The following is a 26,529-nucleotide window of genomic DNA, read 5'->3' as shown; positions in this document are numbered from 1 at the left end:
TTTAATCGACACTCGTTTAATCCACATTCACTTAATCGTAACTTTTTTCATCGTAGCTTTCTTCATCATGATTCGCCTTGGCTGCTCTTTGTGTAGCTATTCTATATTTAGCCACTCATTATTTAATCACGCACTGCAGTCACTAAACGTCACACTAACCCTAAAACTCATTGCTGCTGCATTTCATTATCCAGTTCAGTTAACGCACGCGTCACCTGTAAGCTAGACTGCTCCATCAGTTGCAGCGCCTCGAGTGCTGTTTTTTGATTGCCCGCCGCAAAGGCTTTTAGCGCATCACTGCCGGCTTGATGCACGACTTTATGACTGGCTTCTATTTTATTAAAAGCAGGGGTTTGACTGTATAATTGTGCACCTCGCCCTTCGTAGTACCACTTTCCTAAGCGACACTCGGTATGAGAACTCACTTGCACATCAAAATCTTGAGTTTCAACACAATGATAAATATGATTTTTCCATACCGCATGATCCAGCTTAACCGCTTCTAAAAAGGCGGAGGCCGCATTACGTTTAATGACATTACGCATACTTTCAGCATGACGCATCACTTCTCGAGTCACCTCATCAATTTGCTGTGAGGAAGCAGAAATCTCTTCGGTACTTTCTAATGATTGCGCCACGCTACTATTAATGGTTTTACTTTGCTGGAGCACCTGCTGCACCAAATTATTAATATTGGCGCTAGCTTCATGGGCTTTACTGGCCAGAGTACGCACCTCGTCCGCCACCACCGCAAAGCCTCGGCCTTGCTCACCCGCACGGGCCGCTTCAATAGCGGCGTTTAGCGCCAGTAAGTTGGTTTGTTCAGATATTTCTTGAATAACAGACACAAAATTACTGATTTTACTCGCGGTATCGGTCAATACTTTTGAGCTTTCGGCGCTATGCCCTACTTCGGCGTTTATCATTGCCGAGCGCTGCTTTAGGGTATCGGTTGCCTGATAGGTTTGTGCAAACACTTCTTCCATTTCAGTGAGCTTAGTTTGCTCTTCCAACAAGGTCTCTGCATTTAATACCATGCCCTCACGAATGGTATTCAGCATATCTGAACCTTGCAGCACCACTGCCAATAATTGTTCAGAAACCTGTTGGGCCGCCTGTTGTGACAGTGCTTCTGCTTTAAGCTCAGTGATTTTACTTTCTTTTATTGAAAGTCGAGTTTCATAATCCGCAGTCAGGGCTGCTAATTGTTGCTCAAGGCTATGCGCGTGTTTTTTTGCTTTACTGCCAAACATAATTATCCTTAATCCTTTAGGTATTATTGTACGTAGGCGTGCTTAATACATTTTTATTACTAATGCGTCTATACTAACCAGCTACTTATTCCATTATTAGCGCTGGTTAGATAATACGTGATCGGTAACGCAGAGTTTCACTTCTTTTTAGTTATTTCTACCTTTAAATATCGCCTTTAGGATATTTAGCAAACTCGCGTGAAATATCTGCATATAACTCTACCGCCCACCGCGGTAAATTATCGGCAAAACCATCTAATGGCAGTCGTCGTGGATCGTGCGGCGCTATTACCACCGAAGCACGGTGGGTACCTACCTTATCAACCAACACAAACAGCTCTTCTACGGCAATGTCACCCACCGCCAAGCAACCGGTAGACTGCGCTTTACCGTGAATATAAATATCGCCACCCGGGTTACTACGCCCTTCTTTAGCGGCACGCATCAAGTCGTAAGAATTGGGATAATCGAGGCGCATCGATAAGTGAAACTGACTATTGGGGTTTAAATGAGTAATGCGATAAATCCCCTCCGGCACCTGCTTATCCCCTTCCCTTAACTTAGGGCCTGGGCCACCGCTGGCCTTACTGATGGGATAGCTGCGAATAAAGGTAAAGTCACCGTCATTACGCGCCCACAACTCCAGCTCTTTTTCTTCTTTGGTGGCTAAAAACACCACTTCTTGCGGGGGATAGGTAATGTTAGCGCGCATAAAGTAAGGCTTCATGCGCACTTCAGCTAAATAGCCATAAGCCGTCACCACTTCAGACACACTGCCGTGCGGATAATAAGCGCTCACTGCCGGAGCGCTAGCGAAAGTGGCCAAAATAAGTGCTGGCACGGTAAATCCTCGTAGAAGACGCATACGTAAGACTAAGCCCTATAAAAGTAGATAATTCAATGATAGCGCGAGCGCGCCTCGGTTGTAATCTGTCGCAGCAATTTTTTAATCACTACCACTCTCTCCAGCCTCGCTTGGACTTGTATTAGGATAAAGGTTATCCCTTATCTCCCATTGCTTGGAGTTTACGATGAAGTCAGCCCCTGTTGCTACCTTTGTACTACTTACCTTATTGCTCAGCGGCTGTACCACGCTGGACACCCTGCCCTACTTTAACCGCAGCGCCAACGAAGCGAATGCTAGCTCAGCCAGCTCTGACTCAACCAAAGATACGCTCGGTATTGCCGTTAGCCAAACTAAGCCCCCAACACTGGAAAGCATCACTTTTTTTACGGAGACGCTTTTTAGTAAAAAAACGGCCAAAATTTGTGTGCAAGAGCCGCTTGCTGACTTAAATGAGGATACAGATGCCAGTACCCACTACTTAGGCCTAGACGTACTCACGACCAGCGGTGCTGTGTCAGGAGAAAGTCGTCGGCTCGGCATCTCAGTCGGCCGCTATCAAATCACGTTTAACTTGGCACTACTCGGCCAGCATAACGGCACCCACTACGGCTTTAGCCAGTTACGTTTAGCCAAACAAAACAAGCTCAATCTCAGTAGTCACGACTTACGCCCCATACTGGCCAACAGCAGCGACAGCAAGCTGGTCTATCAAGCACTCGACACCTTGTTTAGAGAACTGGATGCCTGCGCGGCGGATGACACAGCAACCACTGAGTCATCTTAAGCTCTGCACCAAACATCACTATCGATAAACCGCCACCCAGTGGCGGTGAACAATCAGCGCTAGGAAGCGTGATCGATTTCAAACGACCTGTTCATATATGCACAATTATACTAACATTATACAAAGTTGGACGTAAAACTAACGTTCGGCGCGAGCTTTAGATGTGCGCGTATGCAGGAGACTAAGATGAACACACAAATATTACCGGTCCAATCAACACAAGGCCCAGATCTAAGCAAGGCACTGCCGGTGGTGTTCAAAATTTTAGAACAATGGCAGTGCTCTACTGCAGAACAACTGGCGCTTTTGGGCATTCACTCTCGTTCAACATTGAACAAATATAAGTCTATGCATGGCGGCATTCGCCTTAGCCCAGACACCTTGGAGCGAATGAGCTATATCCTTAACATTCATAAGAGCCTGCGCATCTTATTTACTGCCGAAGACAGTGTTTATGGCTGGGTGCGTCAACCCAATACCCATCCATTCTTCGCCGGCAGGAGTGCCATGGAGGTAATGAATGCGGGCCGCGTTGCCGATTTGTATGAAGTATCTAAAAGGCTGAGTGCTTGGCGCGGGGGCATGGCTTGAGTGCAGAACTAAAGACTGACCAGCCAATTGAGCATCCAATGCAGCAACTAAAAGGCCAAGAGTGTTATCGGCTGATCCCCAGTAAATATCCGCCGATAGACCTCTATGAAGACGTTGCTAATGCCGACGAGCTGGAAGCCGTATATGCAGTAGAAGCCATGACTAATCCTCGTTTACTTGAAGAAGCAGGCGATCTTAGTTTAATACCCAAAATCGATTGGTTAGTTGGCGTTGCTCATGCCAGCTATGTCATGGCTGCATTCACCCATATCAATCCGGAAGGCGCACGGTTTACCACCGGCGACTTTGGTGGCTACTACTGCGCCCCCACTCTTGATACCGCCATCAAAGAAACCATTTATCATCAAGAGCGGCTTTATGGTTACACCAATGAGCCTGCGCAACGTATTCAAATGCGCTCGTTATTTGCGCATTTCGATGCCAACCTCATCGATCTTACTGGGCCCGCGCATTTATCATCAAACCTCTACCATTCGACCGATTACAGCCACAGTCAGGCATTCGCCAATACACAAAGAACCCAAGGCGCCGATGGTTTGCTATATCGCTCAGTCAGACATACCGCACATAACTGCTTCGTACTTTACAAACCCAAACTGTTCACCGACATCTGCCAAGCTAAACATTTCGAATACTGTTGGAACGGCAGTGCCATCACCAACGTGCTAGAAATGCGGATTTATAGCTGATCGCCGAGTTAAACGGTTTAGGTTATCCGCCACTGATCCGGAACATTCTGATTCGGTTTGCGGATGCGCAAAGAAACGCCTATTACAAGATACCGTGTAACAAGTACGAACAAGACAGAGGGTAAATCTAGGTGGAATGAGCAACGACTGGAGCTATCTGTGTATTAGCAGCAGAGAACTCCTGATTACAGAGAGATGACGAGGCATTGCCGTAGCCAACCGTCGAATGCCAGCGCCGAAAAATACTCCTGCCATTTCAGCATTTCCGCCATCCTTGGCGGTCGATGGCATTTACCGAGCGCGCATGGGGCGAGCTTGTCTCGCCGTGACGAATTTTTTAGCCTAACCGAACACCCAGTGAATGTTCGCAGTAGGCTAAAAAGATGAGTGGCAAAACCTCTAGCGCGTTGGCGGAGGCAAGCCTGCGGCCTCTTGGAGCGGTTTAACACTATCTTGCTGCGCAGGACTGCCAGCTAAAGCGGCAGGCTACATAGCCTGTATCTTTGGCGAAGACTGCCGAATAAATTGGCAGCTACAAAACCCGCATCTGATAGGTGTCGGTGTAGATGTCGAGTATCAGCCCTTACCAATAAAAGTCCTTTTCAGATCTGATCACTATTGTTCCGTGTTCTTCCGTGGGTTCCGTGGCAGATGGGGTTAGTCACTAAGATCTAAAGCGAGATCCTGACTTTCGCCAGGAAGACGGCATAAAGATAAACACCGCATTTTGTTGGGCTTGGTGCTTGGTGCTTGGTGCTTGGTGCTTGGTGCTTGGTGCTTGGTGCTTGGTGCTTGGTGCTTGGTGCTTAATTTCATCAAATTCCAGACACAAAAAAGCCACTCTTGCGAGTGGCTTTTTTGTTTTACTTTTGGTGCCCGGAGCCGGAATTGAACCGGCACGCCCTTGCGAGCGAGGGATTTTAAATCCCTTGTGTCTACCGATTTCACCATCCGGGCAGACTAAGCTTAGTGAGGCTGGAGGCGCGTTCCGGAGTCGAACCGGACTACGCGGATTTGCAATCCGCTGCATAACCGCTTTGCTAACGCGCCGTTTGAGCTGCTTGCCTCACTCACTTGCTAGGCATTTTAATGATTCCTGCGCCTAATGCAACACTAATCTATACTTAAAAGTTCGTTCGCACATTTTTTAAACGCTAATGGCTTTTTTAGTATATTTATTAATCTTTTCAAGCATTAAACATCAAATATAAGCTGTTTAATGTCAGGCGAAAGGGATAGAAACTTCACTGTAGATTAGCTTTTATCCCGTGCACCCCGCCCTCTTTATTACTGACTGCTGAATATTTAAGCGGGTCGAGTCAAATCGCCCCAGGCGGCTTTTAAATAATCGTACGCAGAATACAAAGTTAAGCCGGTGGCCACGTACAAAAGTACGTAACTGGCCCAAATCATGTAGATGTCGCGCTGCCAAATTAGACCGGTGAGCGCCACCATCTGAATGGTGGTTTTCCACTTACCAATCCAACTCACCGCCACTTGTGAACGCTGGCCAATCTCCGCCATCCATTCGCGCAGCGCCGAGATGATGATTTCTCGCCCTATCATGATCAACGCCGGTATGGTGATCAGCGCAGAGCTAAAGTCTTCGACTATGATAATCAGCGCCGCGGCCACCATCACTTTGTCGGCCACCGGATCGAGAAATGCCCCAAACGGTGTGCTTTGTTTTAGCGTGCGCGCTAAAAAGCCATCCAACCAGTCGGTGGCTGCCGCCAGTGCAAACACACCCGCCGCCCACATATTTGCGTTCTCCATCTGTATATAGAACAGAATGATGAATACAGGGATCAGCAGTAATCGAAAAAAAGTCACAGAATTAGGTATATTTATCATTGTTTTAACGCCATAAGATCATACCCGTCCATGGTGCATGATGCGGTTTAGTGATGCAATGCATCGTGGATTTTTTCTGCCAAGGCTTGGCTAATGCCCGGTACCTTGGCCAGCTCGTCAATACTGGCGCGCTTTACTTCTTGTATCCCACCTAAGTACTTTAGCAAAGCCTGGCGGCGCTTGGCGCCCACACCGGGGATAGTTTCTAAGGTACTGGTGGTTCTCGCCTTGCCACGTTGGGCGCGGTGGCCGGTAATGGCAAAACGGTGTGATTCATCACGAATATGCTGAATAAGGTGCAGTGCTGGCAAGTCGGCGGGTAAATGCCGCTCTTCATGACTGCCGCCCATCACTAAGGTTTCTAACCCAGCCTTGCGCGTCACGCCTTTAGCCACGCCAATTAATAATGGCTGACGTGGGCTGTCGGCCAGCTCACGGGCGATCACCTCTTCGGCGCGGGCTAGCTGCCCTAAACCACCATCAATAAATAAGATATCCGGTAGTTTATCGATGTCCGCTTGATGAAAGCGCCGGCTTAACGCTTGCTCCATGGCCGCATAATCGTCGCCGGGAGTAATACCGGTGATATTAAAACGCCGATACTCACTCTTTTGTGGACCTTCGTGATTAAACACCACACACGAGGCCACGGTTTTTTCACCCATGGTATGCGAGATATCAAAGCACTCCATGCGCGTAATCGGCGGGCAAGCCAGTACTTCTTCTAGTTGTAACAAGCGTTGGCGCTGGGTGCTGCGGTGCGCCAATCTGCTGGCCAACGCCGTTTGTGCATTGGTGGTGGCCAGTTTAATAAAGCGCGCCCGCTCCGTGCGGGTACGGCTGCGCAGTTTAATGCGTCGACCATAATGCTGACTGAGCGTATCACTGAGCACTTCTTCGTCCGCTAGCGTTTGGTCGAGCAAGATCTCCGCCGGCGCTTCGCGCCCACCAATGCCGGCTAAATAAAACTGCAGCACAAAGCTTTGCAGAATTTCTTCGGCGTCGGTATCGGCGGGCATTTTAGGGAAATAACTGCGACTGCCCAGTATCTTACCTTGGCGAATAAACAATACCTGCACGCAAGCTTGGCTGGGGGACACCGCCAAGCCAATCACGTCTAAGTCGTCCTGTACATTACCACTCACCGATTGCTGCTCTTGAACCCTACGCAGCCCCTGTAGCTGATCTCGATACTTGGCCGCATCTTCAAAACGCAGATCGGTGCTGGCCGACTCCATACTATTAGCTAAATCTTGTAGCACTTGCTGATTTTTACCTTGCAAGAACAAACGGGCCAATTGCAGTTGATGGGCATATTCTTCATCACTCACTAGCCCTTTTACACAGGGGCCCGAGCAGCGTTTCAGTTGATATAACAAACAAGGGCGAGAACGATTGGCATACACGCTGTCTTCGCATTGGCGCACCGGAAACAGCTTTTGCATCAGATGCAGGCTTTCACGTACCGCAGCCCCATTAGGATAAGGACCAAAGTACTCGCCCTTTTTCTTACGCGCACCGCGATGCAGCCCAATGCGGGGATGGCGATGATCGCTGATCAAGATAAAGGGGTAAGACTTGTCGTCGCGCAGCAATACATTGTAGCGCGGCAGATGTTGCTTGATGAGATTGTGCTCAAGGATCAAGGCTTCGGTTTCGGTGTGCGTGACCGTGACCTGCACATCACGAATATTGCGCACCAAGGCACGGGTTTTTTCGCCGCTAACCTGAGTACGGAAATAAGAAGACAGCCGCTTTTTTAGATTTTTAGCCTTACCCACATAAATAATCACCCCGGCATCATCAAACATCAGATACACACCGGGTTGGTCGGTTACGACGGCAAGAAAATCTTTAGCATCAAAGGGGGCACTCATTACGGATTAAATTTTTTCCGAATCTAACATGCCATAGCGAATAGCCAAATGGGTCAACTCCACATCGCCATTGATATCCAGTTTACTGAACAAACGATAGCGATAGCTGTTCACGGTTTTAGGGCTTAAATTTAACTGCTCTGAGATATCCGTGACTCTTTGACCTTTAGTGATCATCAACATGATTTGTAATTCACGTTCCGATAACTGTTTAAACGGGTTTTCTTCATTAGAAAACTGACTCAATGCCATGCGCTGAGCAATTTCTGGCGAAATATAGCGCTGGCCGCTCTGCACCAAACGAATGGCGTTGATCATTTCATCGGGTGCCGCACCCTTGGTCAGATAGCCGCTGGCACCGGCCTGCATTACTTTGGTGGGAAATGGGTTTTCAGTATTGATGGTCAACACTATAATTTTAATTTCTGGGCTGGCACGCAGAATTTTGCGCGTGGCTTCTAAACCGCCAATGCCCGGCATATTCATGTCCATCAACACCACGTCTGGCTGCTGCTCACGACACCAAAGCACGGCATCTTCGCCGCTTTTAGCCTCGCCCAGCACTTTCATTCCTTTGACGTCTTCTAGTATGCGTCGGATCCCTGTACGCACTAACTCATGGTCATCAACCAAGAATACGTTAATCAAAAGATGCTCTCCGACTGCGTGACTGGTTTATATATAAGACATACTTATACCTGCATCATATCGAAGTTACCTCGGAAAAGAAAACGCTGCTGACGACTCGCGACCATTGTTTATTAACAATGGTGATATGACGACTGATATCGCAATAATTTATAATAGAAAAAGGCGCCGTAGCGCCTTATGTTATTGAAAAGTTTTGAGTTATCTAAGATTAACCACAACGATTAAAAATCGTCTTCCGGCGCAGTTAACTCACGATACTTTATCTTGGCTGAGGCTTTAAGTGCCAAGATCAAACTTTCATATTCTCTTTGTCCTTGAATGGCGTTTTGCCCTTCTTGGATTTGTGTCTTTAACTCAGTGCTGTCGGTGGGCGTGGTCACTTGGTTAAGCTTCACAACCGCCAAGCGGCCGTCGGTAAGCGTCAGTTGCTGCACGCTGGCCGCATCTTTAACAGGCGCAGGCATGGCAAACAAGGCGCTGATCAAGGCCGCGTCTTGCTCGCTTTCGCGAGTAATAGCGTTCAATTCAGTTACGCTCAGCTCATGTTTGGCTAACCACGCAGCTTGCTCGCCTTTAGACCAAGCTTGCTGCAACTCAGTTGCTGCCTGTTCAGCTAGCTCGGTGGTTTTTACTTGGGTCGCTTGCTCACGGGCTTGAGTTTGTACTTCAACAAACTCACGCGGTGCAGCTGGGCGCTGTTCAACCACACGCAACACTAGCGCTTTATTATCACCTAGCTCAATAACTTCTGAGTTCATGCCTTGCTCACGCAGCTCAGCTGAGAAAGCTTGGGCGATGACTCGTTGGTTTTTGAGTATGGCAGGCGCTTCTTCCGCAGAAAAGAAGTCTGTAGAAATTACTTTTAAGCCGAGTTCTTGTGCCGCCATGTCTAAGGAGTCAGGGAATTCAAAGGTTAAATCCGCTAAGCGCTGCTCTTGCTCATAAAAATTGCTGGCCGCTTGTTCTTTGGCCAAACGTGCGGCAATTGCCTCACGTACTTCAGACAAAGGTTTAGTCTGTACGTCTTTTTTATCTAGCAAGGTAATCAGATGAAAACCATCAGCGCTTTCTACCACGCCAGAAACATCACCCACTTCGGCTAAGGCAAAGGCTGCCTGATCAAAGCTGGCATCTAGAGTCTCTTCTTCTACCCAGCCTAAGTCGCCGCCCTGCTCGCCAGAAAAGGCATCTTCAGACTCGGTCTTGGCTAACTCAGCAAAAGATTCACCGGCTGCGATGCGCTCGGCAATGGCCGTTAACTTCTCTTGGGCACCATCAGCCTTAAGCAGCATAATATGAGCCAGCTTGCGCTCAGCAGGTTGGCGATAAGCGCTGATGTTGGCCTGGTACTCATCGGCAATCGCTTTCTCGTCGATTTGCGCTGCCGCCTCGCTGTGGGTATCGAGTAACAAGTAATTAATTTTCACTTGCTCGGGGCGTTGGAATTTCGCCAAATTAGCATCGTAGTAAGCTTGCACTTGCTCGTCGCTTAAATTTACCTGCTCGGCAAAATCAGTTAACGGAATGCTTACCAATTCTGCATCACGCTGCTGGCGGCTCAGTTTATCTAACAAGCCCGCTTCTGCTTCTAGGGCAAAGCTTGAATCCACTAAGGCGTTTAATAACAGCTGACGGCTTAAGTCTTGGCGAATGTTATCGCGCAATTGATCGGCACTGATGCCACTGCGAGATAACAACAACTGATAACGCTCATTGCTAAACTGGCCGTCTGTTTGAAATTCAGGCAAGGCACGAATAGCATCACGCACTTGCTTGTCACTGGCATAAATACCCAGCTCCGCCACTTTTTGGTCAATCAAGCGCTGTTCAACCAGCTGCTCTAATACCGAGCGGCGCACTTGTTCCACATATAGCGGATCAGATAACAGCTCACTGAACTGTGGGCCTAACTGGTTTTCTAGGCGAGCGCGTTCGTTACGATAGGCATTTTCTAGCGTTTGCGCACTGATATCATCGCCATTGACCACGGCGGCCACTTCTTCCTTGGGCTGAGTGACATAACTGCCCACACCGGCCAAGGCAAAAGATAGAATAATCAGCACTAATATGACTTTGGAGACGGTGCCTTGAGCGCCCGCTCTGAGTTTGTCGAAAAACATAATCGGTTGTTACTCCCACTAGAGGGGGTTCTCTATAATCGAAAAAAAAGCGCACCGTGTGATGCGCCTTCTCGTCATGGCTTAGCTGATGCTAAGTCTTACCTTTACGCAGTCTTAGTTATTAACGGCGTCTTTCAATGTTTTACCGGCTTTAAAACCAGGGGTTTTAGCGGCCGCAATCTCGATAGCTGCACCGGTTTGTGGGTTACGACCAGTACGTGCTGCGCGCTCGCGCACAGAGAAAGTACCAAAGCCCACTAAAGAGACGGTGTCGCCTTCTTTGAGGGTTTCAGTAATGGATTCAACAAATGCATCCAAAGCACGGCCAGCCGCAGCTTTAGTGATATCAGCGCCTTCGGCAATCTTATCGATCAGTTGAGATTTATTCACGGTCATTCCCCTTGTTATTTATGCATTGCGGTTGATGGCAAGCGTAACATTAACATTGTTAGTGTGAGTTGGTTATTGTAAGACAGTTCTTGTAAGACAGTTCTTGTGCAACGGATGACATCGCTCAAGCTTCGCGACTGCCTACTCACTGGCACTCTCTATTATCGACACCATGTCATCCATTCACAGCGCCAGCTAAATAAAGTGTTCCAAGGCTACTGCGTGTTAGGGCTGCTGACAAGTCAGAAACCCTCCATTAACGCGAAAAACCTTACGCAGACGCCACTGAAAAGCCTTCTGGTGGCTGTTCAAGGGCCAATTCTAGTACTTCTTCAATCCAGCGCACCGGACGGATATCCAAATCTTGCTTCACGTTCTCTGGAATATCTTCCAAGTCACGCTCGTTTTCTTTGGGGATCAATACCATCTTGATGCCACCACGGCGCGCGGCTAACAGCTTCTCTTTTAAGCCGCCGATAGGCAAGACTTCACCGCGCAAGGTGATTTCACCTGTCATGGCGACATCGGCGCGTACTGGGTTACCCGTTAAGCTCGACACCAAAGCCGTGCACATGGCGGCACCGGCACTGGGGCCATCTTTAGGCGTGGCACCTTCGGGTACGTGTACATGAATATCACGTTTTTCATGGAAGTCGCTATTAATACGCCATTTATCTGCGCGTGAGCGCACCACCGTCATGGCGGCTTGTACCGACTCTTTCATCACGTCGCCCAATGAACCGGTATAGGCCAGCTTGCCTTTACCCGGCACGTTGGCCACTTCGATGGTCAGCAACTCGCCGCCCACTTCGGTCCATGCCAAACCAGTCACTTGACCGATTTGGTTATGATCTTCGGCTTTGCCGTAATCAAAGCGCTGCACGCCCAGGTAATTTTTTAAGTTTTCCTGATTGATCTGCACATGCTTGATGGCTTTATCGAGCATAATTTCTTTCACGGCTTTACGGCACAGCTTAGAAATTTCACGCTCCAAGCTACGCACGCCCGCTTCACGGGTGTAGTAGCGAATAATGCCCACGATTGCCGAATCTTCAATCGTAATCTCACCTTTTTTCAAACCGTTACGCTCGATTTGTTTTTCCAATAGGTGATTTTTGGCGATATTGAGCTTTTCGTCTTCCGTATAACCGGACAAACGGATCACTTCCATACGGTCCAAAAGCGGGCCTGGGATATTCATGGAGTTAGAGGTAGCGACGAACATCACATCAGATAAGTCGTAGTCCACTTCTAAGTAGTGATCGTTAAAGCTGTTGTTTTGCTCAGGATCCAGCACTTCTAATAAGGCGGAAGCCGGATCGCCACGCATATCTGAGGCCATCTTGTCGATTTCATCGAGCAAGAACAATGGGTTACGTACGCCCACTTTAGCCATCTTTTGAATAAGCTTGCCCGGCAAAGAACCAATATAGGTACGACGGTGACCGCGAATTTCTGCTTCGTCACGCACGCCGCCCAAGGCCATGCGCACATACTTGCGACCCGTGGCTTTGGCAATGGACTGACCCAGTGAGGTTTTACCCACGCCCGGTGGCCCCACTAAGCACAGAATCGGCCCTTTGAGCTTAGCGGTGCGGCTTTGCACGGCCAGATACTCAATAATGCGCTCTTTGACCTTCTCTAGGCCATAGTGGTCTGCATCAAGCATTTCTTCGGCTTTGGCTAAGTCTTTTTTCACCTTGGATTTTTTCTTCCAAGGCACGGCCACCATCCAGTCGATATAGCTGCGCACCACGGTCGCTTCTGCAGACATGGGTGACATCATCTTCAGCTTGGCAAACTCGGCATCGGTTTTAGTGCGGGCTTCTTCACTCATGCCCGCATCTTCAATCTTTTGCAGCAGCGCTTCAAATTCGTCGGGCACATCGTCCATCTCGCCCAATTCTTTTTGAATCGCCTTCATCTGCTCATTGAGGTAGTACTCGCGCTGACTTTTTTCCATCTGCTTTTTCACGCGGGCACGAATACGACGCTCAACCTGCAGCACGTCCATTTCTGATTCCATCATGGCCATCAGATATTCAAGACGCTCACCTACTTCTGCCATTTCCAGCACTTTTTGCTTATCTTCAAGTTTAAGCGGCATGTGCGCGGCCATGGTGTCGGCCAAACGTGCGGCGTCCTCGATGGCAGACAGCGAGGTTAATACCTCAGGTGGGATCTTTTTATTGAGCTTGATGTAATTTTCAAACTGGGTAATGGCGGAGCGTACTAACACTTCTTGCTCACGCTCGGCCAAGGGGGCCGTTTCTAAATACTGCGCTTCGGCTACATAAAAGCCATCCACTTCGCGTAAGTTTTCTAAACGCGCGCGCTGGCCACCTTCCACCAACACCTTTACGGTGCCGTCAGGCAGCTTTAGCAATTGCAGTATATTGGCCACTGTGCCCACGTCATACAGCTCGTCGGCTTTGGGGTCGTCAGTCGCCGCTTCTTTCTGGGCGATGAGCAATACTTTTTTATCTTGTTCCATCGCCGCTTCTAAGCAACGAATGGATTTTTCCCGGCCCACAAACAGTGGGATCACCATATGTGGGTATACCACCACGTCACGGAGAGGCAAAACGGGGGTGTCGATGCGTTCACAACGCTCTAGGGTCATAGTGTCCTCTCAGCTTGAATGCAATGTAATAGGCGCTTGAGGCAGTATATGGGGGCAAGATCAGAAGATTCAATCATTGAATAGCCAAAAACGGAAAAAGGGGCATAAAGCCCCTTTAAACCGCTCGAAAATGACGCGGTTGATGATTAAATCACCGTTTTGATATTCATCATTTTCTGCTAAGCCCTTAGTCAACAGCCGTAATTAACACAAAAACGCGGCCTAAACCGCGTTCTATTACTGATTAAACAGCGTGCTTATTTGTCGCCCGCTGCGGCTTGGGTTTCGCCTTTTTGATAAATCAGCAATGGTGCCGACTCACCCTTGATCACGGTTTCATCGATCACTACCTTGGCCACATCACTTTGTGCAGGCAAGTCGTACATAGTATCGAGTAATACCGCTTCTACGATAGAGCGTAAGCCTCGTGCGCCTGTCTTGCGTTCCATGGCCTTGTGGGCGATGGCACGTAAGGCGTCTTCACGAAACTCCAATTCTACGTCTTCAAGGGCAAACAACGCGCTGTATTGCTTGGTCAGGGCGTTTTTAGGCTCAGATAAAATCTGTACCAGTGCCGCTTCATCTAGCTCTGTCAGCGTCGCCACCACCGGCAAACGACCGATAAACTCAGGAATCAAACCGTATTTAACTAAATCTTCCGGCTCAACTTCAGTAAAGGTTTGGCTCAGTGAGGAGTTATTATTTTTGCTCTTCACTTGTGCGCCAAAACCAATACCGGTGCCTTTGTCTAGGCGTTGCTCAATCACTTTATCAAGACCGGCAAAAGCGCCACCACAGATAAACAGGATTTTTGAGGTATCAACCTGCAAAAACTCTTGCTGTGGGTGCTTGCGTCCGCCCTGGGGCGGCACAGAGGCAATGGTGCCTTCAATCAGCTTCAATAACGCTTGCTGCACCCCTTCACCCGACACATCACGAGTAATAGAGGGGTTATCGGACTTACGAGAAATTTTATCAATCTCATCGATATAGACGATGCCGCGCTGGGCTTTTTCTACATCGTAGTCGCATTTTTGCAGCAGCTTTTGGATGATGTTTTCAACGTCCTCCCCCACATAACCGGCTTCGGTCAAGGTGGTGGCATCGGCCATGGTAAAAGGCACATCCAATAAGCGAGCCAAAGTCTCGGCCAGCAAGGTTTTACCGCAACCCGTGGGGCCGATCAGCAAGATATTGGACTTACCCAACTCTACGCCATCGGTCACGCCCGCATTACGCAATCGCTTGTAGTGGTTATACACGGCCACAGCTAGCACTTTTTTCGCGTGATCTTGACCAATTACATAGTCATCTAAATTAGCGCGAATTTCGTGCGGCGTCGGCAGCGCATCACCTTCTTGTTTGGGCGATATGTCTTTGATCTCTTCCTGAATGATGTCTTCGCAGAGCTCGACACATTCGTCACAAATGTAGACGGAAGGGCCGGCTATGAGTTTGCGTACTTCGTGTTGGCTTTTTCCACAAAAAGAACAATACAGCAGTTTGCCGCCGTCCCCTTCGCCCTTGCGTTTTTCAGTCATTCAGTCACCTCGTTTTGCGTACAAGCTGAGGAGTGCACACTCACTCTGTTAACAAAGTGTACAGCACCCCTCCCCGCTTTGCTTAATCGCGCTTAAACAGTACTTCATCGACCAAGCCATATTCTTTAGCTGTTTGCGCAGACATAAAGTTATCGCGGTCGGTATCGCGTTCAATAACCGACAAGTCTTGGCCCGTATGTTCGGCCAGCAGGCGGTTGAGCTTCTCTTTAATATAGAGAATTTCTTTAGCGTGAATTTGAATATCCGACGCTTGGCCCTGAAAGCCACCCAACGGCTGATGGATCATCACCCGACTATTGGGCAAGGTAAAGCGCTTACCTTTCTCACCGCCGGCTAACAAAAACGCCCCCATGGACGCCGCTTGGCCCATGCACAGCGTGCTCACATTGGGCTTCACAAACTGCATGGTGTCGTAGATCGACATGCCTGCAGTCACAGAGCCGCCCGGTGAGTTGATATACAAATGAATATCTTTTTCTGGATTCTCTGATTCCAAAAACAGCAGCTGGGCACAGATCAAGTTGGCCATGTGATCTTCTACTGGGCCGGTCAGAAAAATAACGCGCTCTTTTAATAAGCGAGAATAGATATCGTAAGAACGCTCACCTTTGGCAGTTTGCTCAACTACCATGGGGATCAGCGCCGCCATCGGGTGGCTCATCATCGGATCATGGATATTTGACATAAGATATTGTCCCTAAAACAAAATGGCCCAAGTGCACTTACACTAGGGCCATTATACGCAAGAGTTTAACGCCTAAGTCAATAGTTCTTAAGCGCCTTGCTTATTCATCAGTTCGTCAAAGCTTACTTGCTTGTCAGACACTTTAGCTTGGCTTAATACCAGCTCGATGGCTTGATCTTCAATGGCTAAGTTACGCACGTTTTCCAACATTTCTTGGTTTTCGTTGTAATAAGCAATCACTTCAGACGGATCTTCGTAAGCAGAAGACATGCCAGCAATGATTTCTTGTACTTTAGCGTCGTCAGCTTTGATTTCGTTCTTCTTGATCACTTCGCCCAACAACAGACCTACACGTACGCGACGCTCAGCTTGCTCTTGGAACAATTCTGCAGGTAACTCTGGCGCATTTTTCTGATCCAAACCACCAAAGCGCTGCATGGCTTGCTTGCGCAGCGTTTCGATTTCATTGTCGATCAATGACTGAGGCACGTCTACTGGGTTTTGCTCCAGCAAGCCGTTGATCACTTGCTCTTTAACAGAGGCTTTCAGTGCTTGGGCCAATTCGCGGTCCATGTTCTTACGCACTTCAGCTTTCAAGCCATCCAGTGAACCGTCGGCAATGCCAAAACGCTTCACGAATTCTTCAGTCAGCTCAGGCAGCTCTTGGGCTTCAACTTTAGTCACAACAACGGCGAATTGAGCCGGTTTGCCTTTCAAGTTTTCAGCGTGGTATTCCTCAGGGAAGTTCACTTCTAGGGTGAAGTCGTCACCGGCTTGTTTGCCCAGCAAACCTTCTTCGAAACCTGGGATCATGCGGCCAGAGCCCAATACCAGTACGAAGTCTTCAGCGGCACCACCTTCAAACTCAGCACCGTCTACAGAACCGACGAAGTTCATGGTAACACGATCATCATTGGCAGCGGCGCGTTCTACCACGGCCCAATCAGCGTGCTGCTTTTGCAGAGTTTGAATCATCTTGTCCAGATCTGCATCTTGAACTTCAGCCTGTGGCTTTTCGATGCTGATGGCGTCTAAGCCTTTAACTTCCACTTCTGGGTACACTTCGAAGGTGGCAGTAAAGGTAAAGTCTTGACCGGTTTTGATTGGCGCAGGCTCCATGGTAGGCATGCCCGCTGGGTTCAGTTTTTCACTGATCACGGCTTCAAAAAAGTTACGCTGCATTAAATCGCCGGCTACATCGGCTTCAACTGACGCACCAAACATTTTTTGGATCACAGTCAGTGGCGCTTTACCTGGACGGAAACCGTCAATACGACGAGTTTTAGCCAATTGACGTAGGCGGCTGTTTACTTCGCCATCTACTTTGTCGGCTGGCACGGTAATGGTCAGGCGGCGTTCCAGGCCTTGAGTCGTTTCGAGTGAAACTTGCATTCTTCTACCTCAATTTTTTACAGCGCATCGGTTGCGATGTGATTGATTTAAAACAGCCTGGGCTGCTTGCTTGAATCTTGATGAGGGCGCGACTATTAAGTGGCACCTTCACGGCAAATGAGACACGGCATTATAACGATGCAGACTGACAGCGTCGAGCGTATCTAAGCTAGGTTAAGTAGTATGAGGGCAAACAGTGGCTTTTCAAGGCATTCATCCCCACAAAAAGTCATTATTCGCGATTTTTTAATCGTTATTAAAAAGGCATGCCTAAGCATGCCTTTATATTGCGACTTACCCTACTGGGTTAATCACTCACACCACATCGTATTCTTAGAAAGAAACACGACGGTATTGGCGATATTCTGGGCTCCAGAAGTTCGCTTCAATAGCTGCGTCCAGTGCTGCATCAGACACCTGTAGTGCCTGACCTTGCAACTGGGCCGTTTTAGCAACGGCCTTGGCAATTTGACGGCTCACGTCTTGGATCTCTTCCAGTGGCGGCAATAAAGCACCGTCTGGATCGGTGGCCATCGGTGAACAGGCAGCCAAGGCACGGCTGGCAGACATCAGCATGGCATCCGTCACGCGCTTAGCACCACAGGCCAACACACCTAAACCAATACCTGGGAAGATGTAAGAGTTATTGCACTGCACGATTTGGAACAGCTTACCCTTGTATTCCACAGGCGCAAACGGGCTACCGGTGGCTACCAAGGCTTTGCCATCGGTCCAGTTGATAATGTCTTCCGGTGTCGCTTCTACGCGAGACGTTGGGTTAGACAACGGGAATACAATCGGGCGCTCGCAATGACTGTGCATGGTCTGGATCACTTCTTTGGTGAACAGACCTGGCTGGCCAGACACACCAATTAAGATGTCTGGTTTGCCGTTTTGCATCACTTCCAGCAAGGAAATGTTATCGCCGGCAGTGTTCCAGTCGCTAACACTGGCGACGGTTTGCGCTAATGGACGCTGAAAGTCCACCAGGTTTGGCATGTTGTCGGTGATCAAACCAAAACGGTCCACCATGAACACGCGCTCGCGCGCTTTTTCATCGCTTAAGCCTTCGGCTTTCATTTGCGCGACAATTTGCTCGGCAATACCACAACCCGCAGAGCCTGAGCCTAAAAAGGCCACTTTTTTCTCAGACAACTTGCTACCACTGGCCAGACACGCAGCAATCAGTGAGCCCAAGGTCACGGAAGCCGTACCTTGAATATCATCGTTAAAGCAGCACAGCTCATCTTTATAACGGTTAAGCAGTGGCATGGCGTTTTTCTGTGCGAAGTCTTCAAACTGCAACAACACATTAGGCCAGCGACGCTTCACTGCCTGAATAAAGGCGTCAACAAATTCTTCGTACTCTTCGCCCGTTACGCGCGGATTGCGCCAGCCCATGTACATAGGGTCGTTCAGCAGCTGTTGGTTGTTGGTACCGGCATCCAGTACTACAGGCAGCGTGTAAGCAGGAGAAATACCGCCACAGGCCGTGTATAAAGACAACTTACCAATCGGAATGCCCATGCCGCCAATGCCTTGGTCGCCCAAGCCCAAAATGCGCTCGCCATCGGTGACCACAATCACTTTTACGTTACGCTTAGTGGCGTTTTGTAAAATGTCATCGATGCGGTCACGATCAGGATAAGAGATAAATAAACCGCGAGCACGACGATAGATATTAGAGAACTCTTCACAAGCCTGACCCACGGTCGGGGTGTAAATAGTCGGCATCATCACGCTGATATGTTCGCGCACCAAACGGTAGAATAAGGTTTCGTTAGTGTCTTGAATATTGCGCAGATAAATGTGCTTATCGAGGTCGCTTTGAAAAGCCGTGAACTGTTGGTAAGCACGGGCCACTTGCTCTTCAATGGTTTCGATATTACGCGGCAACAGACCATCAAGGTTGAACGCGATGCGCTCTTCCTGAGAAAAAGCACCACCTTTGTTCAACAATGGCGTTTCTAATAAGGCAGGTCCGGCAAAAGGTACATAGAGGGCACGTTTTTCATGATGCTCTTTGGGCATAAGACATCTCGCTTAAGTTATAGTCCGCAGGGGAGTTATGATTTGAATAATTGGGGGCTCGCACCCAGTATAAGCCAAGCACACCTAGCAAACCACACCTTGAGTCGCTAATCCTTGGCTTATCCGTGCCTTATTCTAAAGTTCAGCTAAAATGTGCGGCGAATGTGCTATCACACAGTTACGCCCTTGGCTTTTTGCTTTATATAACGCCTCATCCGCCCATTGAATTAACTGGGTCACATCGCTATTTTTATCGCCACTCACCACGCCGCCACTCAAGGTCACCAGCACCTCGGTTTCATCCAAGGGGTTTTCGATAGGCTGAGACTCCACGGCTAAACGCAGGGTTTCCGCTTGGCGAGCCCCTTGCTCGAGCGCCGTATTAGGCAATAACACCACAAATTCTTCGCCGCCGTAGCGGGCAATCAGCGCATCGGATCCAAAAATATCGACTAAGGTGGTGGACACGCTAACCAGTACTTCATCGCCCATCAAATGCCCATGCTGGTCATTGATGCGCTTAAATTTATCGAGATCAAATAAAATTAAGGTAAAGCTCTGGCCGGCTTTATTCTCTTGGCGCACCGCATTTAATTGCTGCATAAATAACCGCCGGTTCATCAACCGCGTTAACGGATCGCGAGTCGACTCGCGATATAAGTCGAGCAACATGCGCAGCTGCCCGCTTTGTACCCACAACATGGCCAAGCTAAAGCACAACAGCAGCCAGACTCTGTCTATCAGCTGGCCGTTATCCAAGGTATGGGAGTCGAGCCAGTAGTCGGTGCCCAATACCGCCGCCAAAATAAACACCACCACCCGTAAGCCGGAGCGAATCGGCAACGGCAATACTGCTAATAGTGCCAATAGAAAATACGGAAAAGCGACGTAGCCTGCAGGAATAGTGGCCACATCGCGAAAGCTCCATAAGCTCACGGCATTAAAGAACAGCAAAATACTCAGTAGCGCAAACAGCGACAGCACCATCCAACGTCGATTGAGTTTGCACAAATAACTGAGCGGCAATAAGGGCGTGAGCATAGCTCCGGTGATCAGGCGCACCTTCCACAACAGCTTAAAATGCGCCGCGTCCAATACCCACCAATCCACGGCAACCCAACCGGCGATACCTATAATCAGTAAGGTGACCAGCCAGCGAAAGCGTACCGCCACAAATCCAATCCGGATGAGTCTAAAATCCCGAGAGTGATAATGATCACTCCAGTATTCTTTCAGTTCCAACTCATTCCCCTTTTTTAAATTGTAAGATGGTGAATTCCTTTCACCCACGGCTCAGCTGCGTCGATATAATTGGCTTCAATAAGCAAGTGCGACACAGCTTTAGCTGTGAAGCGGCTCAAATCATACCAAAAACGCTAACATTAGCTAAAACCTCTGCTGTGCGTCAGTGTATAATGCTGATGCTCAAAAATCATTGAGTTAGCAATGTTATTATTCTTGGGCACGGGCTTGTTTGCCGCAGTTGCTGCCCATAACAGTCTGCTTCGTTTAATTATTCGCCCTTTTTAACGGCATCAGGAGTGAACTTTGACCATCAAGCTCTATGGTATTAAAAATTGTGACACCATCAAAAAAGCCCGTAAATGGTTAGCTGAACGCGAGATTGCCTACCAATTTGTCGATCATCGCAGTGATGGTTTAGACCCAGCACAGCTTAAAGAATGGCTCGCCCAATTAGGCTGGGAAGCGGTACTCAATAAAAGAGGCACCACTTATCGCGCCTTAACCGAACAGCAAAAAGCGAACTTAAATCCCGAGACTGCCTTCGAGTTACTGTTGGCTCAGCCAGCCATGATCAAGCGCCCGTTGTTGCAAGTAAACGACCAGCTTTATCTGGGGTTTAATGACGCCTTATACCGTGAGCTATTTGCGCAGTAAAATGCGCCAGCCTACCCGAGGAGCCTTGCCTGATATGGAAGCCAATAGCCTACTGGGATTAAATGACGACCATGTGGTGGCGTTAAACGAGCCAGGCCATAGGTTACATCCTGACGCCAAAGTCGCCTTTATGGCCATGCAAGCGGCGGCGGCACAGGCGGGCTTTAATTTGCAGCCCGCTTCTAGCTATCGCAACTTTGAGCGGCAACTGGCCATTTGGAATGCGAAATATGACGGCCTTCGCCCAGTATTAGACGCCAGCAGCCAGCCGCTCGACACTTTAAGCTTAACGGCCAGCCAGCGCATTGCGGCCATTTTGCATTGGAGCGCCCTGCCCGGCACCAGCCGCCACCATTGGGGCAGTGATGTGGATGTATACGATCCTACTTTATTGCCTGCCAATACCAAGCTGGCCCTTGAACCTTGGGAGTATGAAGCGGACGGTTATTTTTATCCGCTCAGCCGGTGGTTAAAGACAAATATGGCGCGCTTTGGCTTTTATCTGCCTTTTGCCGAAGCCAATGGCGGCGTGGCCATTGAGCCTTGGCACTTGAGTTATCGCCCGGTGGCCGAGATGTGTGCCGGTCAGCTAACGCCTGCTCTCGTCGCTGAGGCGCTAAGTGGTCAGCAAATTAGCGGAAAAGCACATATCCTTAAGCAACTGGACGATATTTTTATCCGTTTTATTAGCCACGCTACTATTGATAAACCTATTATTCCCCACACTAATATTGCCGCTACCAAGGAGTAACCTATGAGTACTTGGCTATGGATTGCACTGCCGCTGTTGTTTATTGTTGGCTTGTTTGTCAGTGCACTCAAAGACACCAAAAAGGTTGAACGCGTGGTAAAGAAAAACCGCGATAAAATGCAGTTAAAAGATTGGGATCAAGAAGAGAAAAAAGACAAAGCCAAAGAAGAAAACTGGGGAGTACCGCCCGCCCCTCCTGGTGAATACCACCCAGAAGACGATCAAGATAAAAAGCAGTAACAGCGCCGAGCGATACTGCAACTGTAGACACCAATTTTGTTAAACAGAGGGTTTCGGCGGTACAGCGCAGCAATGGCCTTTAACATGCCGTGCTGCGCATGTGTCACTTAATAACGTACTATCCCGCCGCCAATACCATTTGTAACGGGGTAAGGTCTAAATGATGCGCCTCAGCAACTGCAGGACAAATCACTAAGCCTTGATGTACATTTAGCCCTTGAGCCAAGTGCGCATCTTGGCGCAAGGCTTGTTGCCAACCCAAATTAGCCAAGGCCTTAACGTAAGGTAAGGTGGCGTTAGTCAGCGCAAAGGTAGACGTATACGCCACGGCGCCTGGCATATTCGCCACACAATAATGCACCACGCCGTCCACAACATAGGTGGGGTCTTGATGGGTGGTTACGCGACTGGTTTCAAAACAGCCACCTTGGTCGATGGCCACATCCACCATAACCGCGCCTTTTGGCATTAATGCCAGCATCTGCTTGGTCACTAACTTTGGTGCGGCAGCACCGGGGATCAACACAGCGCCAATCACCAGCTCGCTGCGTGATAACTCACGCTCTATGTTATCCACGGTCGAATACAAGGTTTTAAGATTGGGCCCATAAAGGGCATCCAATTCTTTTAAGCGCGTCAGTGACGAGTCTACTAAGGTCACATCTGCCCCTAAGCCCATGGCCATCCGCGCCGCGTTCACGCCAACTACACCGCCGCCCAGCACTAATACCCGCGCCGGAGATACACCGGGCACGCCACCGAGCAAGACACCACGCCCGCCTTGGGCTTTTTCCAGACAATGGGCACCCGCTTGAATAGCCATACGCCCCGCCACTTCGCTCATCGGCGCTAATAAAGGTAACCCGCCTTTATGGTCAGTCACCGTTTCATAAGCAATGGCCGTGCAACCTGAGGCCAGTAAGCTCTGAGTTTGCGCTAAATCTGGCGCCAAATGTAGGTAAGTAAACAATACCTGCCCGGCTCTCAGTTGTTGGCATTCGTGAGACTGGGGCTCTTTAACCTTGATGATCAAGTCGCATTTGGCGTAAATCTCACGGGCATCTGCCACCAGCTTGGCCCCCGCAGTGACATACTCTGCATCCGCTAAGCCAATGCCTGCGCCAGCACCGCACTCCACCCATACCTGATGCCCATCGAGCACCAACTCTTTTACGCCACCGGGTGTGAGTCCTACCCGATATTCATGATTTTTAATTTCTCGTGGAACCCCGATGAACATCTTTGCCTCTGTGAGCATATCTGAATGGCGCCATTATAGCGCAGCACAGGCACAAAGCAGCTGCCTTAATGCGTCTGGCCTCCTTTAAGTGCGGGGTAATGTGGCGTGCACGTGTGATAAAGCTCAAGAGTATGCTGGCTTAGCGTTGCTGGCGTGGCAGAAATATGCTCAATTTAGCTTATGATTTATTTAACTGGCACAGGGAGGGAGCAATATGGAACAACTGGAGTTCTTTGACGTCCCTAGCCCCTGTATTAGTGTGTGTCAGGTGAATAATAGAGGCTATTGCAAAGGCTGCTTTCGCAGCCGAGATGAGCGCTTTAATTGGCTAAAATTTAGTGCGGGCCAAAAGCGTGAAGTGATCCGCTTATGCCAAGACCGCAAACGACGCGTGCTGGCGGCGGCCCGTAAAAAACAGCTGGAGCTGGCGTTTGACGACGAACAAACCCCACCACAAGAGTCACTGCCGCTTTAAGCCTGCTGCTTATCTCATCTTTTGTAACGTTTTTGTTGTGTGGCCCTGTTGTAGGTAAAGGGTATTAGCCACGGATTTTGTTGGTTTTCCCTTGTAGGAGCCAATTTATTCGGCTCGGTTTGCTTTGGTTTTAAATCCGCCAGCTACGCTGGCCCGGCGAAGTCCTCTTTATCAAAGAGACGGCCGGCTACAGGTACACAAAAGTGCCGGCTACAAGTGATCTTTTTTTCGCCCTTCATTCAACATTGCAGTTAGCCGCTCGCGCATTAACTCGCTAATCAACTTGGCGGGCTCGGCTTCTAAATGCAGATGATGACTGCCCTTTAATGTGTGCAAAGTTAAATCAGACACCTGTTCTAGCATGGGTTCAATCAGTACCAACTCTTCGCCGCGCTCGGCCATCACCAACAATACCGGCATACTCAGTTGCTGTACAAATGCCTGTAATTGCGACTCACACATGCGCAGTAAAGACGGTTGCGTTAGCGCCATATCGGAACGCCACACCCAGCCCTGCTCTGTTTGCTGTAAACCGCGCTCCAATAATGCGATGGCGGCACTTTCACTTACCGGCCAACGGCTGTTCACCCGTGCCGCCACCGCTTGCTCAAAGCTGGCATAAGGCTTAAGACGTCGCGAACTTAAGCGCGCACCGCGACGCACGGCTTTGGCCATTAATTGCGGCAATTCTTCAACGGGATAGGTTAAGGGCACTAAACCATCAATTAAAAACAGCTGACTAATGCGCTCAGGAAAGGCACCGGCTAACAGGGTCGCCACGCCGGCACCCAATGAATGACCGAGCAAGGACACTTGTTTAAGCTTTAGTTCATCCAGCAGCGCATACACATCTGCCACATGATCCCAGCTGTAGTAACTCTGGCCGCCGCTCAAGTGATCGGAAAAACCGTGCCCCGCAAAATCTAAGGCGATAATGCGAAGTTCAGGTAAATTCTCAGCAAGCAAGCTAAAGCTGGCCGCATTATCCAGCCAACCGTGTAATGCCACTACCGGCACCCCATCTGCTGGCCCCCACTCCATCACCGCTAATTGGCGGCCATGATGAGTAAACTGCCAATTTTTATAATGAACAGTCACAGCTAAGGTTTCCAAGATTCAGGGTATTTATAGCCCTCGAAGCGCTTAACTGCGTAGTCTTTAAAAGCCGTGGAGTTATAGGCGTTAATTACGTCTTGTACAAAGGGCGCGTCTTGGTCAGCGCTGCGCACCACTACCCAGTTAATAAAGTCATAACTGCGCTCTAAAAATAGGCCGTCGGTGAAGGCAATGCCGCTTGAGGCCGCATAGTTACCATTGATCACCGCAAAATCCACGTCAGCGCGGGCTCGCGGCAGCTGTGCCGCTTCCAACATCAGCAACTTAATGCCTTTATTATTTTCGGCAATATCAAATTCGCTGGCCTTTAACGGGTCAATGTCGGCCTTTAAAGTGATCCAACCTAGATCTGCCAGCATTAACAGCGCGCGGGCCTGATTACTGGGGTCGTTGGGAATAGCCACTGTACTGCCAGACTTTACTTGCTCAAGTGCTTGCTGCTTTCCAGCGTACACACCCATGGGCCCAGTGGGCACTTGAGTTATAGGGCTTAACTCCAGCTTGCGGTCTGTAATAAAGCTCTCAAGGTAAGGCTGGTGCTGAAAGCAGTTCACATCTATGGAGCCTTCGGCCAAGGCAATATTGGGCATCACATAGTCGGTAAACTCCACCAGCTTCACTTTATAACCTTGCTGTTCTAAATAAGGCTTTACCGACTCGGTGACCATATCGGCAAAATCGCCCACTGTGGTGCCAATCACAATTTCTTTTTTGTCCGCATCAATCGCCAGCACAGATCCAGAAAATGCCGCCAAGGCAAACGCCAATAGCGAACCACGAAATAGAGATGAAGACATGATGAGTCCTTAAAATAGAGAAAGCAGCGCCAGACACCCAGCACCAAGCGCCTAGCTAAAAAACTAAAAACTAAAAACTAAAACGAGATCCTGACGTGCAACCGGAAGACGGCATAAAGATAAGCACCCGTTTTGTTTAGCTTGGTGCTTAGCGCTCCGCGCTATCGTTAATCCCAAATTTTTGCAGCTTGGGTATCGCTGTCTTTGGCTTCAACCCAAACAGCACCTTGGGTGGTTTGTTCTTTTTTCCAAAATGGCGCTTGGGTTTTTAAGTAATCCATCATGAACTGGCAAGCAGCGAAGGCGGCGTCCCTGTGTTGGCTGGCCACGCCGACAAACACAATTTGCTCGCCCAGCGCTAACGCTCCTACGCGGTGGATAACTTTGCAGCCTAATAATGGCCAGCGCGCTTGGGCTTGTTCAACAATGCCCTGCAGCGCCTTTTCGGTCATGCCCGGATAATGCTCCAGCGTCAAGCCGCTCACCCGCGCGCCCTCGTTCATCTCACGCACCTTACCGACAAAGGTCACTACGGCACCGGTTTGATGCGACTCACTTAAGGCAGCGTATTCCGCGGCCATATCAAAGTCTGCGGTTTGCACCTGAACTTGAGTTTGCACCTGAACTTGAGTCTGGCTCAT

General features: G+C 49.2%; 24 protein-coding genes and 2 tRNA genes. 7 read left to right on the top strand and 19 right to left on the bottom strand.

Going from position 1 to position 26,529, the window contains the following annotated elements; all coding sequences use genetic code 11:
• Positions 1–167 precede the first annotated feature (167 nt).
• Positions 168–1,253, bottom strand: coding sequence for a methyl-accepting chemotaxis protein (locus CBP31_RS15915; protein ID WP_087038285.1), 1,086 nt, complete (start codon positions 1,251–1,253; stop codon positions 168–170).
• A gap of 163 nt (positions 1,254–1,416) precedes the next feature.
• Positions 1,417–2,094 carry a L,D-transpeptidase family protein gene (locus CBP31_RS14025; RefSeq protein WP_227875044.1) on the bottom strand — a complete coding sequence of 226 codons (678 nt, stop codon included), beginning with the start codon at positions 2,092–2,094 and terminating at the stop codon, positions 1,417–1,419.
• A gap of 190 nt (positions 2,095–2,284) precedes the next feature.
• Here CBP31_RS14025 and CBP31_RS14020 point away from each other — a divergent pair, with 190 nt between their 5' ends.
• The 3 genes from CBP31_RS14020 (at position 2,285) to CBP31_RS14010 (ending at position 4,185) form a co-directional block, all read left to right on the top strand.
• Entirely contained in the window at positions 2,285–2,884 is a 600-nt protein-coding gene (locus CBP31_RS14020) for a hypothetical protein (protein ID WP_087038283.1), read from the top strand.
• A gap of 186 nt (positions 2,885–3,070) precedes the next feature.
• Entirely contained in the window at positions 3,071–3,475 is a 405-nt protein-coding gene (locus tag CBP31_RS14015) for an MbcA/ParS/Xre antitoxin family protein (RefSeq protein WP_087038282.1), read from the top strand.
• 38 nt (positions 3,476–3,513) lie between these two features.
• Positions 3,514–4,185, top strand: a complete 672-nt coding sequence (locus CBP31_RS14010; protein ID WP_169713001.1) for an RES family NAD+ phosphorylase — start codon at positions 3,514–3,516, stop codon at positions 4,183–4,185.
• 870 nt (positions 4,186–5,055) lie between these two features.
• Here the strand turns inward: CBP31_RS14010 and CBP31_RS14005 are convergent.
• From CBP31_RS14005 to CBP31_RS13945, 13 genes are all read right to left on the bottom strand, one after another.
• Positions 5,056–5,142, bottom strand: a tRNA-Leu gene (locus CBP31_RS14005).
• A 19-nt stretch (positions 5,143–5,161) separates the two neighbouring features.
• Positions 5,162–5,235 (bottom strand) — tRNA-Cys (locus CBP31_RS14000).
• Between the two features lie 255 nt (positions 5,236–5,490).
• A complete protein-coding gene (gene pgsA, locus CBP31_RS13995; protein ID WP_087038281.1) occupies positions 5,491–6,039 on the bottom strand; it encodes a CDP-diacylglycerol--glycerol-3-phosphate 3-phosphatidyltransferase in 549 nt (182 codons plus the stop codon).
• 47 nt (positions 6,040–6,086) lie between these two features.
• The gene (uvrC, locus tag CBP31_RS13990; protein WP_087038280.1) at positions 6,087–7,916 is read right to left on the bottom strand and encodes an excinuclease ABC subunit UvrC; all 1,830 of its coding nucleotides are present in this window, start codon (positions 7,914–7,916) and stop codon (positions 6,087–6,089) included.
• Between the two features lie 6 nt (positions 7,917–7,922).
• A complete protein-coding gene (gene uvrY / locus CBP31_RS13985) occupies positions 7,923–8,564 on the bottom strand; it encodes a UvrY/SirA/GacA family response regulator transcription factor (protein ID WP_087038279.1) in 642 nt (213 codons plus the stop codon).
• Between the two features lie 224 nt (positions 8,565–8,788).
• A complete protein-coding gene (locus CBP31_RS13980; protein WP_087038278.1) occupies positions 8,789–10,687 on the bottom strand; it encodes a SurA N-terminal domain-containing protein in 1,899 nt (632 codons plus the stop codon).
• 114 nt (positions 10,688–10,801) lie between these two features.
• The gene (gene hupB, locus CBP31_RS13975) at positions 10,802–11,077 is read right to left on the bottom strand and encodes a nucleoid-associated protein HU-beta (protein WP_087038794.1); all 276 of its coding nucleotides are present in this window, start codon (positions 11,075–11,077) and stop codon (positions 10,802–10,804) included.
• Between the two features lie 271 nt (positions 11,078–11,348).
• Complete coding sequence (gene lon / locus CBP31_RS13970) at positions 11,349–13,700, bottom strand: endopeptidase La (RefSeq protein ID WP_087038277.1); 2,352 nt, start codon at positions 13,698–13,700, stop codon at positions 11,349–11,351.
• A gap of 257 nt (positions 13,701–13,957) precedes the next feature.
• Entirely contained in the window at positions 13,958–15,241 is a 1,284-nt protein-coding gene (gene clpX, locus CBP31_RS13965) for an ATP-dependent protease ATP-binding subunit ClpX (protein ID WP_087038276.1), read from the bottom strand.
• An 82-nt stretch (positions 15,242–15,323) separates the two neighbouring features.
• Positions 15,324–15,947 (bottom strand): ATP-dependent Clp endopeptidase proteolytic subunit ClpP, encoded by a 624-nt coding sequence (clpP, locus tag CBP31_RS13960; protein WP_087038275.1) that lies wholly within the window; start codon positions 15,945–15,947, stop codon positions 15,324–15,326.
• 87 nt (positions 15,948–16,034) lie between these two features.
• The gene (gene tig, locus CBP31_RS13955; RefSeq protein WP_087038274.1) at positions 16,035–17,339 is read right to left on the bottom strand and encodes a trigger factor; all 1,305 of its coding nucleotides are present in this window, start codon (positions 17,337–17,339) and stop codon (positions 16,035–16,037) included.
• A gap of 333 nt (positions 17,340–17,672) precedes the next feature.
• Complete coding sequence (locus tag CBP31_RS13950; RefSeq protein ID WP_087038273.1) at positions 17,673–19,370, bottom strand: NAD-dependent malic enzyme; 1,698 nt, start codon at positions 19,368–19,370, stop codon at positions 17,673–17,675.
• Between the two features lie 135 nt (positions 19,371–19,505).
• Positions 19,506–20,612, bottom strand: a complete 1,107-nt coding sequence (locus CBP31_RS13945; protein ID WP_087038272.1) for a GGDEF domain-containing protein — start codon at positions 20,610–20,612, stop codon at positions 19,506–19,508.
• 306 nt (positions 20,613–20,918) lie between these two features.
• On the opposite strand from CBP31_RS13945, the gene CBP31_RS13940 reads away from it, so the two are divergent.
• Genes CBP31_RS13940 through CBP31_RS13930 form a run of 3 tightly spaced genes read left to right on the top strand, consistent with a single transcriptional unit; the run spans position 20,919 to position 22,260 of the window.
• A complete protein-coding gene (locus CBP31_RS13940) occupies positions 20,919–21,269 on the top strand; it encodes an ArsC family reductase (protein WP_087038271.1) in 351 nt (116 codons plus the stop codon).
• A 34-nt stretch (positions 21,270–21,303) separates the two neighbouring features.
• Positions 21,304–22,020 (top strand): M15 family metallopeptidase, encoded by a 717-nt coding sequence (locus CBP31_RS13935; protein ID WP_087038270.1) that lies wholly within the window; start codon positions 21,304–21,306, stop codon positions 22,018–22,020.
• Between the two features lie 3 nt (positions 22,021–22,023).
• The gene (locus tag CBP31_RS13930; protein ID WP_087038269.1) at positions 22,024–22,260 is read left to right on the top strand and encodes a hypothetical protein; all 237 of its coding nucleotides are present in this window, start codon (positions 22,024–22,026) and stop codon (positions 22,258–22,260) included.
• A 118-nt stretch (positions 22,261–22,378) separates the two neighbouring features.
• On the opposite strand, the gene ald is transcribed toward CBP31_RS13930, so the two are convergent.
• Complete coding sequence (ald, locus tag CBP31_RS13925) at positions 22,379–23,500, bottom strand: alanine dehydrogenase (RefSeq protein ID WP_087038268.1); 1,122 nt, start codon at positions 23,498–23,500, stop codon at positions 22,379–22,381.
• A gap of 214 nt (positions 23,501–23,714) precedes the next feature.
• Between ald and CBP31_RS13920 the strand changes: the two genes are divergently transcribed.
• Entirely contained in the window at positions 23,715–23,975 is a 261-nt protein-coding gene (locus CBP31_RS13920) for a DUF1289 domain-containing protein (protein WP_087038267.1), read from the top strand.
• A 210-nt stretch (positions 23,976–24,185) separates the two neighbouring features.
• Here CBP31_RS13920 and CBP31_RS13915 read toward each other — a convergent pair whose 3' ends face one another.
• The 3 genes from CBP31_RS13915 to moaE form a co-directional block, all read right to left on the bottom strand.
• Positions 24,186–25,073, bottom strand: coding sequence for an alpha/beta fold hydrolase (locus CBP31_RS13915; protein WP_227875043.1), 888 nt, complete (start codon positions 25,071–25,073; stop codon positions 24,186–24,188).
• 2 nt (positions 25,074–25,075) lie between these two features.
• Positions 25,076–25,888: a MetQ/NlpA family ABC transporter substrate-binding protein gene (locus CBP31_RS13910; RefSeq protein ID WP_087038266.1), complete on the bottom strand. Its 813-nt coding sequence runs from the start codon at positions 25,886–25,888 to the stop codon at positions 25,076–25,078.
• A 167-nt stretch (positions 25,889–26,055) separates the two neighbouring features.
• Positions 26,056–26,529, bottom strand: a complete 474-nt coding sequence (gene moaE / locus CBP31_RS13905; RefSeq protein WP_087038265.1) for a molybdopterin synthase catalytic subunit MoaE — start codon at positions 26,527–26,529, stop codon at positions 26,056–26,058.

This window comes from Oceanisphaera profunda, from assembly GCF_002157895.1.
GTDB lineage: Bacteria > Pseudomonadota > Gammaproteobacteria > Enterobacterales > Aeromonadaceae > Oceanimonas > Oceanimonas profunda.
The sequence above is the reverse complement of the archived record's forward strand: the minus strand, read 5'-3'. Positions and strand labels throughout refer to the sequence as shown.

Coding starts and splice junctions, on each gene's coding strand:
- CBP31_RS15915 (WP_087038285.1), bottom strand. CDS start 1,253: ATGTTTGGCAGTAAAGCAAAAAAACACGCGCATAGCCTTGAGCAACAA.
- CBP31_RS14020 (WP_087038283.1), top strand. CDS start 2,285: ATGAAGTCAGCCCCTGTTGCTACCTTTGTACTACTTACCTTATTGCTC.
- CBP31_RS14015 (WP_087038282.1), top strand. CDS start 3,071: ATGAACACACAAATATTACCGGTCCAATCAACACAAGGCCCAGATCTA.
- CBP31_RS14010 (WP_169713001.1), top strand. CDS start 3,514: ATGCAGCAACTAAAAGGCCAAGAGTGTTATCGGCTGATCCCCAGTAAA.
- pgsA (WP_087038281.1), bottom strand. CDS start 6,039: ATGATAAATATACCTAATTCTGTGACTTTTTTTCGATTACTGCTGATC.
- uvrC (WP_087038280.1), bottom strand. CDS start 7,916: ATGAGTGCCCCCTTTGATGCTAAAGATTTTCTTGCCGTCGTAACCGAC.
- CBP31_RS13980 (WP_087038278.1), bottom strand. CDS start 10,687: ATGTTTTTCGACAAACTCAGAGCGGGCGCTCAAGGCACCGTCTCCAAA.
- lon (WP_087038277.1), bottom strand. CDS start 13,700: ATGACCCTAGAGCGTTGTGAACGCATCGACACCCCCGTTTTGCCTCTC.
- clpX (WP_087038276.1), bottom strand. CDS start 15,241: ATGACTGAAAAACGCAAGGGCGAAGGGGACGGCGGCAAACTGCTGTAT.
- clpP (WP_087038275.1), bottom strand. CDS start 15,947: ATGTCAAATATCCATGATCCGATGATGAGCCACCCGATGGCGGCGCTG.
- tig (WP_087038274.1), bottom strand. CDS start 17,339: ATGCAAGTTTCACTCGAAACGACTCAAGGCCTGGAACGCCGCCTGACC.
- CBP31_RS13950 (WP_087038273.1), bottom strand. CDS start 19,370: ATGCCCAAAGAGCATCATGAAAAACGTGCCCTCTATGTACCTTTTGCC.
- CBP31_RS13935 (WP_087038270.1), top strand. CDS start 21,304: ATGGAAGCCAATAGCCTACTGGGATTAAATGACGACCATGTGGTGGCG.
- CBP31_RS13930 (WP_087038269.1), top strand. CDS start 22,024: ATGAGTACTTGGCTATGGATTGCACTGCCGCTGTTGTTTATTGTTGGC.
- ald (WP_087038268.1), bottom strand. CDS start 23,500: ATGTTCATCGGGGTTCCACGAGAAATTAAAAATCATGAATATCGGGTA.
- CBP31_RS13920 (WP_087038267.1), top strand. CDS start 23,715: ATGGAACAACTGGAGTTCTTTGACGTCCCTAGCCCCTGTATTAGTGTG.
- CBP31_RS13910 (WP_087038266.1), bottom strand. CDS start 25,888: ATGTCTTCATCTCTATTTCGTGGTTCGCTATTGGCGTTTGCCTTGGCG.
- moaE (WP_087038265.1), bottom strand. CDS start 26,529: ATGAGCCAGACTCAAGTTCAGGTGCAAACTCAAGTTCAGGTGCAAACC.